This window comes from Flavobacterium cutihirudinis (genome assembly GCF_003385895.1).
In the GTDB taxonomy this organism is placed as follows: domain Bacteria; phylum Bacteroidota; class Bacteroidia; order Flavobacteriales; family Flavobacteriaceae; genus Flavobacterium; species Flavobacterium cutihirudinis.
Map to the genome: position 1 here is coordinate 659122 of NZ_QRDQ01000009.1, position 15461 is coordinate 674582.

Annotated in this window: 17 protein-coding genes; 15 read left to right on the top strand and 2 right to left on the bottom strand. The window is 34.6% G+C overall.

Annotation, left to right across the window (positions count from 1 at the left end; translation table 11 throughout):
* Positions 1-2: 2 nt before the first annotated feature.
* Positions 3-1349, bottom strand: a complete 1347-nt coding sequence (locus BD847_RS13620; RefSeq protein WP_115888815.1) for a cytochrome ubiquinol oxidase subunit I — start codon at positions 1347-1349, stop codon at positions 3-5.
* A 382-nt stretch (positions 1350-1731) separates the two neighbouring features.
* Entirely contained in the window at positions 1732-2322 is a 591-nt protein-coding gene (locus BD847_RS13625; RefSeq protein WP_208641804.1) for an HD domain-containing protein, read from the bottom strand.
* A gap of 233 nt (positions 2323-2555) precedes the next feature.
* On the opposite strand from BD847_RS13625, the gene BD847_RS13630 reads away from it, so the two are divergent.
* The 15 genes from BD847_RS13630 (at position 2556) to BD847_RS13700 (ending at position 15456) form a co-directional block, all read left to right on the top strand.
* Positions 2556-3974 (top strand): MBL fold metallo-hydrolase, encoded by a 1419-nt coding sequence (locus BD847_RS13630; RefSeq protein WP_115888817.1) that lies wholly within the window; start codon positions 2556-2558, stop codon positions 3972-3974.
* A gap of 151 nt (positions 3975-4125) precedes the next feature.
* Positions 4126-4689 (top strand): YeeE/YedE family protein, encoded by a 564-nt coding sequence (locus BD847_RS13635; RefSeq protein ID WP_115889023.1) that lies wholly within the window; start codon positions 4126-4128, stop codon positions 4687-4689.
* A gap of 10 nt (positions 4690-4699) precedes the next feature.
* Complete coding sequence (locus tag BD847_RS13640; protein WP_115888818.1) at positions 4700-5179, top strand: DUF6691 family protein; 480 nt, start codon at positions 4700-4702, stop codon at positions 5177-5179.
* Positions 5180-5183: 4 nt separating this feature from the next.
* Positions 5184-5702 (top strand): GNAT family N-acetyltransferase, encoded by a 519-nt coding sequence (locus BD847_RS13645; RefSeq protein WP_115888819.1) that lies wholly within the window; start codon positions 5184-5186, stop codon positions 5700-5702.
* 409 nt (positions 5703-6111) lie between these two features.
* A complete protein-coding gene (locus BD847_RS13650; protein ID WP_115888820.1) occupies positions 6112-6573 on the top strand; it encodes a MarR family winged helix-turn-helix transcriptional regulator in 462 nt (153 codons plus the stop codon).
* Positions 6574-6577: 4 nt separating this feature from the next.
* The gene (locus tag BD847_RS13655; RefSeq protein ID WP_115888821.1) at positions 6578-7210 is read left to right on the top strand and encodes an NAD(P)H-dependent oxidoreductase; all 633 of its coding nucleotides are present in this window, start codon (positions 6578-6580) and stop codon (positions 7208-7210) included.
* Between the two features lie 31 nt (positions 7211-7241).
* Positions 7242-7808: a YceI family protein gene (locus BD847_RS13660; protein WP_115888822.1), complete on the top strand. Its 567-nt coding sequence runs from the start codon at positions 7242-7244 to the stop codon at positions 7806-7808.
* 200 nt (positions 7809-8008) lie between these two features.
* Positions 8009-9289, top strand: coding sequence for a hypothetical protein (locus BD847_RS13665; RefSeq protein ID WP_115888823.1), 1281 nt, complete (start codon positions 8009-8011; stop codon positions 9287-9289).
* 299 nt (positions 9290-9588) lie between these two features.
* Complete coding sequence (locus tag BD847_RS13670; protein WP_115888824.1) at positions 9589-10989, top strand: anthranilate synthase component I family protein; 1401 nt, start codon at positions 9589-9591, stop codon at positions 10987-10989.
* A 135-nt stretch (positions 10990-11124) separates the two neighbouring features.
* Entirely contained in the window at positions 11125-11568 is a 444-nt protein-coding gene (locus BD847_RS13675) for a hypothetical protein (protein ID WP_115888825.1), read from the top strand.
* A 93-nt stretch (positions 11569-11661) separates the two neighbouring features.
* Positions 11662-12228: an anthranilate synthase component II gene (locus BD847_RS13680; protein WP_115888826.1), complete on the top strand. Its 567-nt coding sequence runs from the start codon at positions 11662-11664 to the stop codon at positions 12226-12228.
* 106 nt (positions 12229-12334) lie between these two features.
* Positions 12335-12739: a GNAT family N-acetyltransferase gene (locus tag BD847_RS13685; RefSeq protein WP_115888827.1), complete on the top strand. Its 405-nt coding sequence runs from the start codon at positions 12335-12337 to the stop codon at positions 12737-12739.
* 75 nt (positions 12740-12814) lie between these two features.
* Positions 12815-13807, top strand: coding sequence for an anthranilate phosphoribosyltransferase (gene trpD, locus BD847_RS13690; protein WP_115888828.1), 993 nt, complete (start codon positions 12815-12817; stop codon positions 13805-13807).
* Positions 13808-13880: 73 nt separating this feature from the next.
* Positions 13881-14663, top strand: a complete 783-nt coding sequence (gene trpC / locus BD847_RS13695) for an indole-3-glycerol phosphate synthase TrpC (RefSeq protein WP_115888829.1) — start codon at positions 13881-13883, stop codon at positions 14661-14663.
* A gap of 160 nt (positions 14664-14823) precedes the next feature.
* Positions 14824-15456, top strand: a complete 633-nt coding sequence (locus tag BD847_RS13700; protein WP_115888830.1) for a phosphoribosylanthranilate isomerase — start codon at positions 14824-14826, stop codon at positions 15454-15456.
* The last annotated feature ends 5 nt before the right edge of the window (positions 15457-15461 follow it).

Below are 15461 nucleotides of genomic sequence, written 5' to 3' on the forward strand. Positions count from 1 at the left end.
ACTTATATTTTTTCTGTTGAAAGTTCCACATGATGTGGTCCTTTATTGATAATTTTTCCAATCAAAAGCAAAAACAACATTCCGAGTAAAAGATACAATCCAATAAACCCAAGCAATGTAAACAGAGTGTTTCCGGATGAAACCGTTGGTGACGCGCCTGCAGCAGTTCGCATTAAATTATAAACGAGCCATGGCTGTCTTCCTAATTCGGCGGTGTACCAGCCAGTCGTATTGGCGATGTACGGGAACGGCATCATAAACATAAGCGACCACAAAATCCATTTTGTTTCGAACAATTTCCCTCTTATTAATTGAAAAAGTGACAATACCATTAAACCAATAAAAACAGTTCCAAGACCAACCATAATATGATAGGCATAATACAATCCTGAAATATTGGTTGGGTGAAGATCTTCTTCAAATTGATCCAAACCTTTAATTTCCTGATCCCAATTTCCGTAAGTCAGGAAACTCAGAATATTTGGAACCGCAATTTTGTTATCGAGCTTTTTATCTTTTACATCTGGCTGACCGATTAAAACAATTTCAGAACCTTTTTTCTCGGTGTGGAAAATCCCTTCCATCGCTGCAAAAGTCACAGGTTGATATTTCACGACATTTTTAGCCAGCAAATCTCCCGTTGGAACGGCAACAATTATACTTGAAATCAATCCGAAGATAACTCCGGTTTTTAAGAACAGTTTCCCAAAAGAAACATTTTTCTTGCTCAAAATATAGAAAGCACCAATTCCTGCAACTACGAAAGAACTTGTTACCAATGAAGCAGCTTGATTATGTAAATAAGAAGGCCAAAGCCAAGGATTTAAAAATAAAGCCTGAAAATTATTGAGGACAAATTTACCGTTTTCTATAATTTCATAACCAACAGGATTCTGCATCCACGAATGTGTAGCGATAATTAAAAAACCGCTGGCCCAGGAACCAATACAAATTAATAATCCGGTTACAAAATGCCATTTGTGGCCGAGGAGTTTTTCTCCAAATAAAAATATCCCCAAAAAAGAGGATTCTAAAAAGAAAGAAAACATTCCTTCCATTGCGAGAGTTTGGCCAATGATTCCGCCAGTTAATTCAGAAAATTTAGCCCAGTTTGTTCCGAATTGAAATTCCATCGGAATTCCGGTTACAACGCCCATTGCAAAATTCAGGGCGAAGATTTTCATCCAGAAATGCGTGGCGTGATTGTATTGTTCGTCTTTAGTTTTTAGATATTTCCATTTGAAGTAAACAATGATCAAAGAAAGACCCATTGTAAGTTGCGGAAAAAGATAGTGAAAGGTAATTGTGAAAGCGAATTGCATTCGGTCATAAAAAAGCATTTCTTCCATTGTAGTGGTATTTTGTTTTATGAAGTTCAACAAATTTACCCATTAAAACCCGAAATGTCACTCTTAAAAAAAAGTTTATGAGCCGATATTTGTGAAACTTTTCAACAATTTGAAAAGTAGAAATTACACTTGCACTTTACGAAGATTAAGTAAAGTTTGCCATTTCGACGAAGGAGAAATCTTCGCAAGTAACTCCGCAACGAGACTCCAATCTTTGTCGAGCTTCTCGCGAAGATTTCTCCTTCGTCGAAATGACAATATTGTGGTAACAATAGTATTTAAACATAGCCCGTGGTTTCAACCACGGGAACACAATGCGCATCACTATTCGTTTCCTGCGGTTGAAACCGCAGGCTATATTTGATTATGCGGTTGTATTTGATTATTTCTTCAAAATCCCTTTTTCAACACTTTCATTAATCAAACCCTCAGCAAAATTCCATAATGTTTTGGATCCTTCTTTTATAACGCTTTTTTTCTCATAAACCTTGTCATAACTTACATCAAATTCTTTCCAAGTTCCACCATTATTAGAAGTGTTTTGCAATAAAGGTTCTAATCTGTCCATTGATCTTGCAAATTTGGCTTCGTTGGTTTCTCCGGCTTCAAATTCTTCCCAAATGGCAATAAAATCTTCGGCTTGTTTCTGCGGAAGCAAACCAAAAATACGATTTGCTGCTAATCGTTCTTCATCAGTGTTATCGTGATTTTTTGCTGCATCATATAAAAAAACATCACCTGCATCAATTTCAACAATATCATGAATCAACACCATTTTTACGACTTTTAAAACATCAATTGGTTCGTTTGAATGCTCAGCTAAAACAATTGCCATTAAAGCCAAATGCCAACTGTGTTCGGCATCATTTTCGCATCGATCGCTGTTGAATAATTTCGTTTTTCGTTGAATGTATTTTACTTTATCAATCTCTTTTATAAAAGCAATTTGATCTAATAAATCTTTTGTATTCATAAGCATAATTTTTGTAGAGTTGCAAAATTACGCAGTTTTTTTCTCTCACCATATAAGTAATATAAGTTCATTTTAACAAAGCGCAAATTGCGTGACGCCTTAAATTTGCTTATATTACTTATATGGTAAAATTTCTTCTTTTTTACACAGAAATCAATTTTCTGTAACATTAGTCACCTATTTTACGAAAAAACAAACTTACCTTTGTGTTCCATATTTTAGATTTCCATATCATGAAAATTGAACAAATTTACACCGGATGCCTAGCGCAAGGTGCATACTATATCACTTCAAATGGCGAAGCGGCCATTATTGATCCGCTTAGAGAAATTCAGCCTTATCTTGATCGTTTAGAACGCGACGGAGTTAAGCTGAAATATATTTTTGAAACGCATTTCCACGCTGATTTCGTTTCGGGACACGTTGATTTAAGCAAAGAAACCGGAGCACCAATTGTTTACGGACCAAATGCTGCTTGCGAGTTTGACTGCATTTCTGCAAAAGACGGACAAGAATTCAAACTTGGAAAAGTTACCATAAAAGTATTACACACTCCAGGTCATACTATGGAAAGCACTACTTTTTTATTGATTGACGAAAACGGAAAAGATCATGCGATTTTCTCTGGAGATACGCTATTTATTGGTGATGTTGGACGTCCTGATTTAGCGCAGAAAGCTGCTGGAATGACACAAGATCAATTGGCCGGAATTTTATTTCATTCTCTTAGAGATAAAATCATGACTTTGGCTGATGATGTGATCGTATATCCTGCGCACGGTGCAGGAAGCGCTTGCGGAAAAAACATGAGCAAAGAAACAGTTTCGACTATCGGAAATCAAAAAGCGACAAATTATGCTTTGCGCGCCAATATGACCGAAGAAGAATTCATCAAAGAAGTTACGGACGGATTATTGCCTCCTCCAGCCTATTTCAGCATGAATGTTGCCATGAATAAACAAGGTTACGAAAGCTTTGAAACGGTTTTGCATAACGGAATGAAAGAAATTAAAGCAGAAGAATTTGAAGCTGTCGCTGAAGAAACCGGAGCTTTGATTCTGGACACAAGAAGTGCGGCAGATTTTAGCAAAGGATTTATTCCGCAGTCTATTAATATTGGAATCAACGGTGATTTTGCGCCGTGGGTTGGAACTTTAATTGCCGATGTAAAACAACCTATTATATTGGTTACAACAATTGGAATGGAAGAAGAAACCGTTACGCGTTTAAGCCGTGTAGGTTTTGACACGATTATCGGGCATCTTGAAGGTGGTTTTGAAGCTTGGCAAAAAGCGGGTTTTGAAATTGATACGGTTAACCGAATTTCTGCTGAACAATTTGCAAACGAAGTCAATATTCAAGAAGACAAAATAATTGACATTCGTAAAGAAACAGAATACGAAGCAGAACATATTGAAGAGGCTTACAGCAAACCTTTGGCTTATATTAATGATTGGGTAAAAGACATTAACCCGAATGAGCATTTTTATTTACATTGTGCTGGTGGTTATAGAAGTATGATTGCGGCTTCTATCCTTCAAGCAAGAGGCTTCAGAAACTTCTCTGAAGTAGAAGGAGGTTTTGGAGCGATTTCTAAAACTAATGTTCCAAAATCAGATTTTGTGTGCCAAAGCAAAGTCTTGAAAGCATAAATATAATTTTTACCATTAAGATATTAAGATAATTAAGTTGGAATGCTTAATTTTTCTTAACCTTCTTTGAAAAGTTTCATTAAGCTCAAAAACTTAATTATCTTAATATCTTAATGGTTAAAAACCAAAACACTTAATTTTAATTATGAGTATATTAGAAATTATTAAAGAACCATGGCCTTGGTATGTTGCGGGTCCGTTGATTGGATTAACTGTTCCAATTTTATTAATTATCGGAAATAAATCTTTTGGGATTAGTTCTTCGCTGCGTCATATTTGTGCGGCTTGTATTCCTGCAAATATTTCGTTTTTTAAATACGACTGGAAAAAAGAAAGCTGGAATTTATTTTTCGTTTTCGGAATATTCTTGGGCGGATTTATTGCCGCGCATTTTCTATCTAATCCAAATGCGGTAGTAATTACTCCGGAACTTTCGGAGAAATTAGCAACTTACGGAATCACAGATCATACAGGTTTAGTTCCTGCACAGCTTTTCTCATGGGAAAGTCTTCTAACACTTCGTGGATTTATTATGATTGTTGTTGGTGGATTCTTGGTTGGTTTCGGGACGCGTTATGCTGGCGGATGTACGAGCGGACATGCGATTATGGGATTATCAAATTTACAATGGCCTTCATTAGTAGCGACAATCTGTTTTATGATTGGCGGTTTTGTTATGGCACTTTTGATTTTGCCTTATATTCTTTCACTTTAAAATTTCAAAAATGAATCATTTAGAAAATAAAAATACAGACGGCGAAGGAATTAACGCAAGTCATAAAAAAGAAAATGGACTAGCAAATCTTAAATATTTAATCGTTGGCATCTTTTTCGGAATTGTATTCGTAAAAGCTGAAATTATCAGCTGGTTTCGTATTCAGGAAATGTTCAACTTAGAATCTTTCTTTATGTACGGCGTAATTGGAAGCGCAGTTGCAGTTGGTGTTATTTCTGTATTTCTGATAAAAAAATTCAATATCAAAACCCTTCAAGGCGAAAAAATCGAAATTCAACCAAAGACTTTCAACAAAGGGCAAATCTATGGTGGATTAATGTTCGGTTTTGGCTGGGCGATTACAGGCGCTTGTCCGGGTCCGCTTTTCGCTCAAATTGGAACTGGTGCAACTGTAATTGTTGTTACCTTATTAAGTGCAATTGCAGGAACCTGGTTTTATGGATTGATTAAAGACAAATTGCCTCATTAAAAAAATGAATTCACCGGAAAAATTATCATTACGAAAAGCAGATTTTTCAGAAATACCTCAAATTTGGGAAATCCTGCAAGATGCGATTGAACAAAGACGATTAGACGGAAGTACACAATGGCAAGATGGTTATCCGAATGAACTTTCAATTGAAAATGATATAAATAATGGATATGCATATGTGCTAACAGAAAACGAATCGATTTTGTGTTATGCTGCCATTATTTTTGACAAGGAACCCGCTTACGATGACATCGAAGGCAAATGGCTTACTAACGAAGATTATGTTGTGGTACATCGTGTTGCCGTTTCAAAATTGGCAAAAGGAAAAGGTATTGCTACCAAATTATTTGAAAGTATTGAAGGTTTAAGTGTCGAAAATAACGTGTACAGTATTAAGGTAGACACCAACTTTGATAATATTCCGATGTTGAAAATTCTTGACAGATTAAAATATACGTATTGTGGTGAAGTTTATTTTCGAGGTTCAGCGCGAAGAGCTTATGAGAAAAGATTAATTTAAATATCGAATTTCAAGATTACATTTAAACCCGACAAGTTTTCGCAACCTGTCGGGTTTCTTGTATCATGTGCTCGCGTGAGGGATAGAAGCTGGCTACCGAAGTAGCGCGGATAGCCCGACAGCAATTAAGAAAAGACCTCATGAGCGCAAAGTATGTTAAGGTCTTTTTTTAATTGATGGCACGCCCAACTCTTTATTTTAAATTTTAAGGACTCTCAATTCGTATTTTATATTATAGTTAAATATCAACAAATCAGATATTTAAAAACAAAAAAAGTCTTATTTTTATTCTGGTTTTATTGTGTTCAGAATTCAGCATATTTTGAATTAACAAAAAATTAACAACACATTTGTATATACAACTATTAAAAGTTATACATTTGTATATACAAATTATACACTTACGACTATGACAATTGAAGAGGTTATTAAGAGTACAGTTAAGATGGATAATGCGAAAAAAGTTATTCTGAATATCATGTACACACAAAATGTGATTCAGGATCATTTCAATGAAATAATGAAACCGTATGATTTATCTGGAGAACAATATAATGTGTTGCGCATATTAAGAGGACAAAAAGGAAATCCTGCAAATATGTGTGTGATACAAGAACGTATGTTAGCCAAAACGAGTAACACAACCCGATTAGTTGACAAATTATTACTGAAAGAATTCGTTACAAGAAATGTGTGTCCCGACAATCGACGAAAAATCGAAGTTTCGATTACACAAAAAGGATTAGATGTTTTAAAAGAATTAGACCCGAAAGTAGATGAGCACGAGCGCGCATTTGCTCAGAATATAAGCCCGGAAGAATTAGAATTATTAAACAAGTTATTAGAAAAATACCGAACCCAACAAAATTAATATTATGAGCACATTTTTAGATAGTCTGAACTGGAGATACGCAACAAAAAAATTTGATGCAACAAAAAAAATCTCTGATGCTGACTTAAATACATTAAAAGAAGCGGTTAGATTAGCTGCTTCATCTTACGGATTACAACCTTTTAAAGTAGTTATTGTAGAAAATCCTGAAATTAGAGAAAAATTAAAAGCTGCGGCTTGGGGTCAAACTCAAATTACAGATGCTTCTCAATTGTTTATTTTTGCAAATGATTTAAATGCAGGGCCAGAATCTGTTGATGCATACATCAAAAACATTAGTGAAACGAGAGGAGTTCCTACTGATGCTTTAGCTGGATTTAGCGACATGATGAAAGGTACGATTGCAAACTTATCGCAAGAAGCAAAAAATATCTGGACATCAAAACAAACTTATATTGCTTTAGGTACTTTATTGGCAGCTGCAGCTGAATTAAAAATCGATGCTACTCCAATGGAAGGTTTCAATGCAGCACAATTTAATGAAATCTTAGGTTTCGATAAATTAGGCTTAAACGCTTCAGTTATCGCAACTGTAGGTTACAGACATGATGAGGACGACGCTCAGCATTACAAAAAAGTTAGAAAATCTCAAGAAGAATTATTTATCACTCTATAATTATTATTAATCCAAAATCAATTTTAACAACATGAAAAATTTAAAAACAATTGCAATAGCATTATTCGTAGCAGCGGCTAGTATTTCAGTAAATGCTCAAACTAAAAAAATCGACGTAAAAGCATCTACTATCAAATGGGTAGGTAAAAAAGTAACTGGAGAGCACTCTGGAACTGTAAACTTTAAAGAAGGTGCTGTAGTTTTCAAAGGAAAAAAATTAACTGGTGGTTCTTTCACTGTTGATATGAATTCATTAACTGCAACTGACTTAACTGGAGAATACCAAGGGAAATTAAACGGTCACTTAAAAGCTGACGATTTCTTTGGAACTGACAAATTCCCAACTGCAAAATTAGTTTTCAAAACTATCGGAGCTAAAGCAACTGATGTTTACACAGTAACTGCTGATTTAACTATCAAAGGAATTACTAAACCTGTAACTTTTGACATCACTGTAGCTGGAAACACTGCAACTACTGCTTTTAAAGTTGACAGAACTAAATATGACATTAAATACAACTCTGGTAACTTCTTCGAAAACTTAGGAGACAAAACTATCAACGACGATTTCGAATTGACTGTAGCTTTAAAATTCTAATTTTCAGGCTTACTAATTCAAATATAAAAGAGACCCCAATAGTTATGCTATTGGGGTTTCTTATTTTTATTTCTTTTCAAAAAAATAACGTTCTTAATACTAAACTAACGCTTTGATAATAACTATAACCGGATTGATTAACATTCGTCATCTACTTTTGAGCCAACTAAAATCAAAAGCTAGAAATCAAAATTATAGTTATGAAAACAAAATTACGTATTGCGCTTTTTACTTTATTGAGCAGTTACTTTCTAAATGCTCAACAACAGCCAAAAGGAATTGTTGGCAACACGAACTGGATGACAAACTGGACCAATTTTAATCCGGCAAAAATAGAATACAACGAAGCAACCAATATAATTGCAGGAACCATTGATAAGGATACTAAATTGGTAAAACGCAACACTTATCAATTAGTTGGTGTGGTTTACGTTACCAATAATGCCACTTTAACTATAGAACCAGGAACTGTTATTCGCGGAGACGATAAAAGTTGCGGAACGCTTGTAGTTACAAATGGAGCCAAAATTATGGCCGAAGGTCTGGAAACTGATCCAATCGTTTTTACTTCAAACAAAGAAATTACAGAAAGACGTCCTGGAGACTGGGGCGGAATTATCATTCTTGGAAAAGCTCCAATTAATACAATTGGCGGTGTACACATATTACCTTTTGATTTGAAACCAATGTTAAATCATTATGGAGGACAAGATGCTGAAGATAATTCGGGAATTCTAAAATATGTTCGTATTGAATATGCAGGAAGAAAACTAAGTTCTTTAAAAGAGCTTAACGGACTTTCTTTGGCGGGAATTGGAAGAAAAACGGTTCTGAGCAATATCCAAATCAGTTTTTCTAACGATGATTCTTTCGAATGTTACGGTGGTGATTTGAATATGAATAACCTTGTCTCCTACAGAACTACAGATGATGATTTTGATTTTACACAAGGTGCGCAAATCAATATCAGCAATAGTATTGCAATTCGTCACCCTTTTTCTTCTGATATTTCGGGTTCAAGATGTTTTGAAGTTGATTCTTACGATAAAATCGGAAATACTGATATGACTAAAAAACTAACAAAAATTAATGCAAGCAATATCACTTTAGTTAATTTAGAAGAAAACAATCAAGGCTTGGTTAGAGAATCGATTTATGTTAGAGAAAATACTTTTTTTAATTTAGCAAATAGTATTGTTTCAGGATTTAGTCCGTTTGTTTTATTGGAAGGAAATATTGGAAATGGAGAAGCAAATCTTTCTAAAATGACTTTCAAAAATACAATTGTAAACAATTGCAATGGCGGAATAACAAGTGAATCTGCAGCGGCAAATACGACGATTCAAAACTATTATAATACTCCAAATGCTGGACTAGATTATACAAAAATCAAGAATACGGAGCTTTTTACTACTCCAAACATAAAAGGAAATCCAGATTTCAGATTAAATGTAAATAATACGCTGGCTATTGGAAACTAAGGCTTTGAAAGGCTATTAGATTTTAAAATTTAACAAATTTCGAAAATTTGAAAAGTTTTTTTTGAGTTTTTATGTATTCTAATTCAAATTACATTTATATCTTTGTCATAACAAAATAAGAGATGAAAACATTAATGAACAATACTTGGTGGTGGAAGAATTTACGTCAAACGTCGTGAACGAAGCTTCCTATGGTATTTTCAAAACTATAAATCTAAAAGGCTTGTCATCACGACAAGCCTTTTTTTTTGGTCAAAACTTTAGCATAAAAAATATTAAAAACTAAAAAACAACATACTTTGAAACCATTTATACTAAATACTCATTACAAACAAATTCTTGCAGACACGATCACGCCAGTAAGTATTTATTTTAAAATAAGAGATAAATTTCCAAATAGCTTATTATTGGAAAGTAGTGATTACCACGGAAATGACAATAGCTTCTCTTACATTTGCTGCAACCCGATTGCAACGATTAAAATCGAAAACGAAGTAATCTCAAAAACTTTTCCTGACGGAACATCAGAACAAAGTAAAATCGATGCATCGACCAATATTCCAGAAGTAATCCAGGAATTTTCAAGCCGATTCCAATCGGAGAAAAATGATTTCAAATTCATTAATAATGGATTATTCGGATACATTTCTTATGATGCTGTCCGCTATTTTGAAAAAGTTTCTATAGCTAAAAAAGATGATGCAACTTCAATTCCTGATGTTTTTTATGCAGTTTATCAAAACATTATTGCCATCAATCACTTTAAAAATGAAGCTTATATTTTCTGCCACAGCGTTGATGGAAGAAATAATATTTCAGAAATTGAGCAATTATTACAATCGAGAAATATTGCTTCTTATAAATTTACTAAAGAAGGCGAAGGTTTCTCAAACTTGACCGATGAAGAATTCAAACATAATGTGGCTCTAGCCAAAAAGCACTGCTTTCGTGGAGACGTTTTTCAATTGGTTTTATCACGCCGTTTTACACAAGGTTTTAAAGGTGACGAGTTCAACGTTTACAGAGCTTTGCGCAGTATAAATCCATCTCCTTATTTATTCTTTTTTGATTATGGAGATTTCAAAATTTTTGGGTCTTCGCCCGAAGCACAAATTATCGTAAAAAACAGAAAAGCCGAAATTCACCCAATCGCCGGAACTTTTAAAAGAACCGGAAATGATGAACGTGACGCACTTTTAGCGAAAGAACTTTCTGAAGATAAAAAAGAAAACAGCGAACACGTAATGCTTGTCGATTTAGCCAGAAATGATTTAAGCCGAAATGGTCACGACGTAAACGTTGAGAAATACAGAGAAGTTCAGTTTTTCTCGCACGTTATTCACTTGGTTTCTAAAGTTACGGGACATTTACATGAAAAAGCAACGACGATGCAAGTTGTTGCCGATACTTTCCCAGCCGGAACTTTAAGCGGAGCTCCAAAACACAGAGCGATGCAATTGATTGAAGATTATGAAAAAACAAATCGTAATTTCTACGGAGGCGCAATCGGCTTCATGGATTTTGAAGGAAACTTTAATCACGCGATTATGATTCGAACTTTCCTTTCTAAAAATCATCAATTGCATTGTCAGGCCGGCGCCGGTATTGTAGCAAGTTCTGACGAAGAAAGCGAAATGCAGGAAGTTTATAATAAATTGAGAGCGCTAAATACAGCACTTGAAATGGCAGAGAAAATATAAGTTTTTTTGTTTCAGGTTTGCTTCGCCCGTTCGGCTTTCAGCCTCGGGTCAAGTTATTGAAACGCACAGCAAACCTGAAACCTGAAACTTGAAACCTGAAACAATTAACAAACAAACCTTAAACTATCAAAAACTATGAAAAAAGCAGTATCAATTTTAATTTTAATCCTTACTATCACATCTTGTAATTCGGACAAAAAACCAAATCCAATTCAAGGAACCTGGCGTCTGATATCAGCTGAAACGACAGAGAAAGATTCCACTTTTTCGACTTTCAATCCAAAAACAAAAATGATTAAAATTATAAATGAAACACATTTCGCTTTTTTCAATCATGATTTAAACAATGGAAAAGATTCAACAAATGCTGTTTTCCATGGTGGAGGCGGAACATACACTTTAAAAGATAGTGTTTACACCGAAAACTTAGAATACTTCAACAACCGTCAATGGGAAAATGGCAAATTTGAATTTGTAGTAAAAATCAAAAACGACACTTTAACTCAAAAAGGAGTAGAAAAAGTTGAAAAATTAGGAATCGACCGCATTATTACTGAAAAGTACGTTCGAGAAAAATAAATAAAAAATAGTTGTCAGTCTCAGTCTCAGTTTTCAGTAACAGTTTGAAAACTTAGTGTCTTAGAATCTTAGCAACTTAGAACCTTAGAAAAAATGAAAAAAATATTAGTTATAGACAATTACGATAGTTTCACTTACAATTTAGTACACTATTTAGAAGATTTAAACTGTGAAGTAACGGTTTACAGAAACGACGAATTCGAAATTGACGAAATTGCTTCTTTTGAAAAAATCTTGCTTTCACCAGGGCCTGGAATTCCGGATGAAGCGGGTTTGCTAAAAGCAGTAATCCAGAAATATGCCCCAACAAAAAGCATTTTGGGAGTGTGTTTAGGACAACAGGCAATTGGAGAAGTTTTTGGAGGAACGCTTTCAAACCTTGATAAAGTATATCACGGTGTCGCTACAAATGTAAAAACAGTAGTTTCGGACGAGATTTTATTTGAAGGTTTAGGAAACGAATTTGAAGTTGGACGATACCATTCGTGGGTTGTCGATGCCAATTTACCGGAAGATTTAGAAGCAACTTCAGTAGATGAAAACGGACAAATTATGTCTTTAAGACATAAAAATTATGATGTAAGAGGCGTTCAGTTTCATCCGGAAAGTGTTTTGACTCCAAATGGGAAAAGGATTTTAGAGAATTGGATAAAGAGTTAATGAGGAGTGTTCAGTCACGGTTTACAGTCACAATAAAAAAAACTTAGAATCTCAGCATCTTAGAAACTTAGAACCTTAGCAACTTAGAACCTTAGCAACTTAAAAAATGATTACACTTTCAGAAACCCGGGAAATCAGCATTGAAGACATTTTGATTTTATATAAAGCAAATGAATGGAGTTCGGCCAGCAAACCGAATGAGTTGTATAATGGACTTTTAAACTCAGAAACATTAGTAACGGCTTGGGAAGGGAAAAAACTTGTCGGACTTGGCAATGCGATTTCTGATGGATTTCTGACGGTTTATTATCCTCATTTATTGGTGCTTCCGGAATATCAGGGAAAAGGAATCGGAAAATTGATTTTGGATAAAATGCAGGAGAAATACAAACATTTCCATATGCAAATGTTGACTGCCGACGGAAAATCAGTTGATTTTTATAAGAAAAATGGATTTGAACGCGCCGGAAAAACAGAACCGATGTGGATTTATCAAGGAAATGAACATTAAAAAGTAGTAATCAGTCTCAGTCTCAGTAAAAAAACTTAGGATCTCAGAATCTTAACAACTTAGAATCTCAAAAAAATGAAAACTATATTAAACAAATTAATCAACCATGAAGTGCTTTCAAAAGAAGAAGCAAAAAATGTATTGATTAATATTTCAAGCGGTCAATACAATCCGAGTCAGATTTCGGCATTTTTGACTGTATTTATGATGCGAAGCATTACGATTGAAGAACTTTCAGGATTTCGTGAAGCTTTATTAGATTTATGCATTCGTATCGATTTATCAGCCTATAACACCATCGATTTATGCGGAACGGGCGGTGATGGAAAAGACACTTTCAACATTTCGACTTTAGCCTCATTTGTTGCCGCCGGAGCGGGAATAAAAGTAGCGAAACATGGAAATTACGGTGTTTCATCGATTTCAGGATCGAGCAACGTAATGGAAAAAATGGGAATTAAATTCAGCAACGATCCTGATTTCTTAGAAAAATCTATCGATCAAGCTGGAATTTGTGTTTTGCACGCTCCATTATTTCACCCGGCAATGAAAAATGTTGGACCAATCAGAAAAGAATTAGCTGTAAAAACGTTCTTCAATATGCTTGGACCAATGGTAAATCCATCTTTCCCGCAAAATCAATTGGTTGGCGTTTTCAACTTAGAATTAGCGAGAATGTATGCTTATCTCTATCAAAATACGAATGTGAATTTTACGATTCTTCATTCACTTGATGGCTATGATGAAATTTCGTTAACAGGCCCAACAAAAATCATTACAAGCCATATGGAAGGAATGGTTAAACCGGAAGATTTTGGTGTTCGTCTTTTATCACAAACCGAAATCGAAGGCGGAACAACAATCGAAGAATCAGCCGAGATTTTTACCAATATCATTTCCGGAAAAGGAAACGAAGCCCAAAATAATGTCGTTTGTGCCAACGCTGCAATGGCAATTGCAACCGTTACAAAATGTTCTCCACAAGAAGGATTTGAATTAGCAAAAGAAAGTTTATTGTCCGGAAAAGGATTGAAAGCATTACAGAAATTACAAGAATTAAGTAAATAAAAACTAAACACAATTTCCACGAATTAGCACTAATAAATTTGCGTCTTTGTGACTTTGTGGCAAAACAACAACAATGAACATTCTAGATAAAATAATATTTGATAAACAACGAGAAGTCGTTCTTAAAAAATCCATCATTCCAATTTCGCAATTGGAGACTTCAGTATTTTTTGGAAAACAGACCATTTCCCTAAGTCAGAAATTAAGAGAAAGCAATTCCGGAATTATTGCAGAACACAAACGTAGATCTCCTTCAAAATCAATTATCAACAATAATTTTACAGTTGAAGAAGTGGTTAAAGGTTATGAAACTGCCGGTGCCTGCGGAATTTCGGTTTTAACGGACGGAAAATATTTTGGAGGTTCTCTAGACGATTTACTTTTAGCAAGAGCTTCAGTAAATATTCCGCTTTTGCGAAAAGAATTTATTGTAGACGAATATCAGATTTTGGAAGCAAAAGCTCACGGAGCCGATTTGATTTTGTTAATCGCTGCCGTTTTAACCCGCGAAGAAATTAAATCTTTATCTGAATTTGCAAAGAACTTAGGTTTAGAAGTTTTACTGGAAGTTCACAATCAGGAAGAATTAGAAAAATCAATTATGCCGAGTTTAGACATGATTGGCGTAAACAACAGAAACCTGAAAACTTTCGAAGTAAGTTTAGATTTCAGTAAACAACTGGCTTCTCAAATTCCAAACGATTTTGTAAAAGTTTCCGAAAGCGGTATTTCATCAATCGAAGCGATTCAAGAACTAAAACCTTACGGCTACAAAGGTTTCTTAATTGGAGAAAACTTCATGAAAACCGATAACGCTGGTGAGGCCGCAACAGAATTTATTAAAAGCTTACAATAGACACGAATTTCACAAATTAGCACGAATAAGAGTTAGAAAAAACTTTGTGTCTTCGAGCCTTCATAGCAAAAAAACACAACACTTTGCGAACTTTTTCGCATTCTAAACACATTCTAAAATAAAAAACTTAGCGCCCTTTGCGTTAAAAAACGACAACGAAATGAAACTCAAAATATGCGGCATGAAATATCCAGAAAACATACTCGAAGTAGGAGCGCTCCTACCCGATTATATGGGATTTATTTTCTGGGAGAAATCCGCGAGATATTGTGACGGAAATATTCCCGAACTTATTGAAACAATAAAAAAAGTTGGCGTTTTCGTCAATCAAAGTCAGGAAGAAATTCTTGAAAAAGTAAAAACATACAATTTACAAGCGGTTCAGTTACACGGAAATGAATCGGTCGAATTTTGTTCAGAATTAAAAAATCAGCTTCCCGGTAAAATTGAAATTATTAAAGTATTTTCGGCCGATGAAAGTTTTGATTTTAAAATCATTACACCTTTTGAAAGTGTCTGCGATTATTTTCTGTTTGACACCAAAGGAAAACTGCCAGGCGGAAACGGAACAACTTTCGACTGGAGCATATTAAAAAAATACAATTCGAAAAAACCGTTTTTTTTAAGCGGCGGAATCGGAATGAACGAATTAAGAGCCATCGAAGAAATTTCAAAAACCAATTTACCAATTTACGCTGTCGATGTAAACAGTAAATTTGAAATCGAACCAGGGCTGAAAAATAAAAATCTATTAAGCAACTTCAAACGAAAATTTGATGTTGCCAACTTTTAAACTTT

Coding starts and splice junctions, on each gene's coding strand:
- BD847_RS13685 (WP_115888827.1), top strand. CDS start 12,335: ATGATTACACTTTCAGAAACCCGGGAAATCAGCATTGAAGACATTTTG.
- BD847_RS13640 (WP_115888818.1), top strand. CDS start 4,700: ATGAATCATTTAGAAAATAAAAATACAGACGGCGAAGGAATTAACGCA.
- BD847_RS13655 (WP_115888821.1), top strand. CDS start 6,578: ATGAGCACATTTTTAGATAGTCTGAACTGGAGATACGCAACAAAAAAA.
- BD847_RS13630 (WP_115888817.1), top strand. CDS start 2,556: ATGAAAATTGAACAAATTTACACCGGATGCCTAGCGCAAGGTGCATAC.
- trpC (WP_115888829.1), top strand. CDS start 13,881: ATGAACATTCTAGATAAAATAATATTTGATAAACAACGAGAAGTCGTT.
- BD847_RS13625 (WP_208641804.1), bottom strand. CDS start 2,322: ATGAATACAAAAGATTTATTAGATCAAATTGCTTTTATAAAAGAGATT.
- BD847_RS13660 (WP_115888822.1), top strand. CDS start 7,242: ATGAAAAATTTAAAAACAATTGCAATAGCATTATTCGTAGCAGCGGCT.
- BD847_RS13680 (WP_115888826.1), top strand. CDS start 11,662: ATGAAAAAAATATTAGTTATAGACAATTACGATAGTTTCACTTACAAT.
- BD847_RS13665 (WP_115888823.1), top strand. CDS start 8,009: ATGAAAACAAAATTACGTATTGCGCTTTTTACTTTATTGAGCAGTTAC.
- BD847_RS13650 (WP_115888820.1), top strand. CDS start 6,112: ATGACAATTGAAGAGGTTATTAAGAGTACAGTTAAGATGGATAATGCG.
- BD847_RS13700 (WP_115888830.1), top strand. CDS start 14,824: ATGAAACTCAAAATATGCGGCATGAAATATCCAGAAAACATACTCGAA.
- BD847_RS13620 (WP_115888815.1), bottom strand. CDS start 1,349: ATGGAAGAAATGCTTTTTTATGACCGAATGCAATTCGCTTTCACAATT.
- trpD (WP_115888828.1), top strand. CDS start 12,815: ATGAAAACTATATTAAACAAATTAATCAACCATGAAGTGCTTTCAAAA.
- BD847_RS13675 (WP_115888825.1), top strand. CDS start 11,125: ATGAAAAAAGCAGTATCAATTTTAATTTTAATCCTTACTATCACATCT.
- BD847_RS13645 (WP_115888819.1), top strand. CDS start 5,184: ATGAATTCACCGGAAAAATTATCATTACGAAAAGCAGATTTTTCAGAA.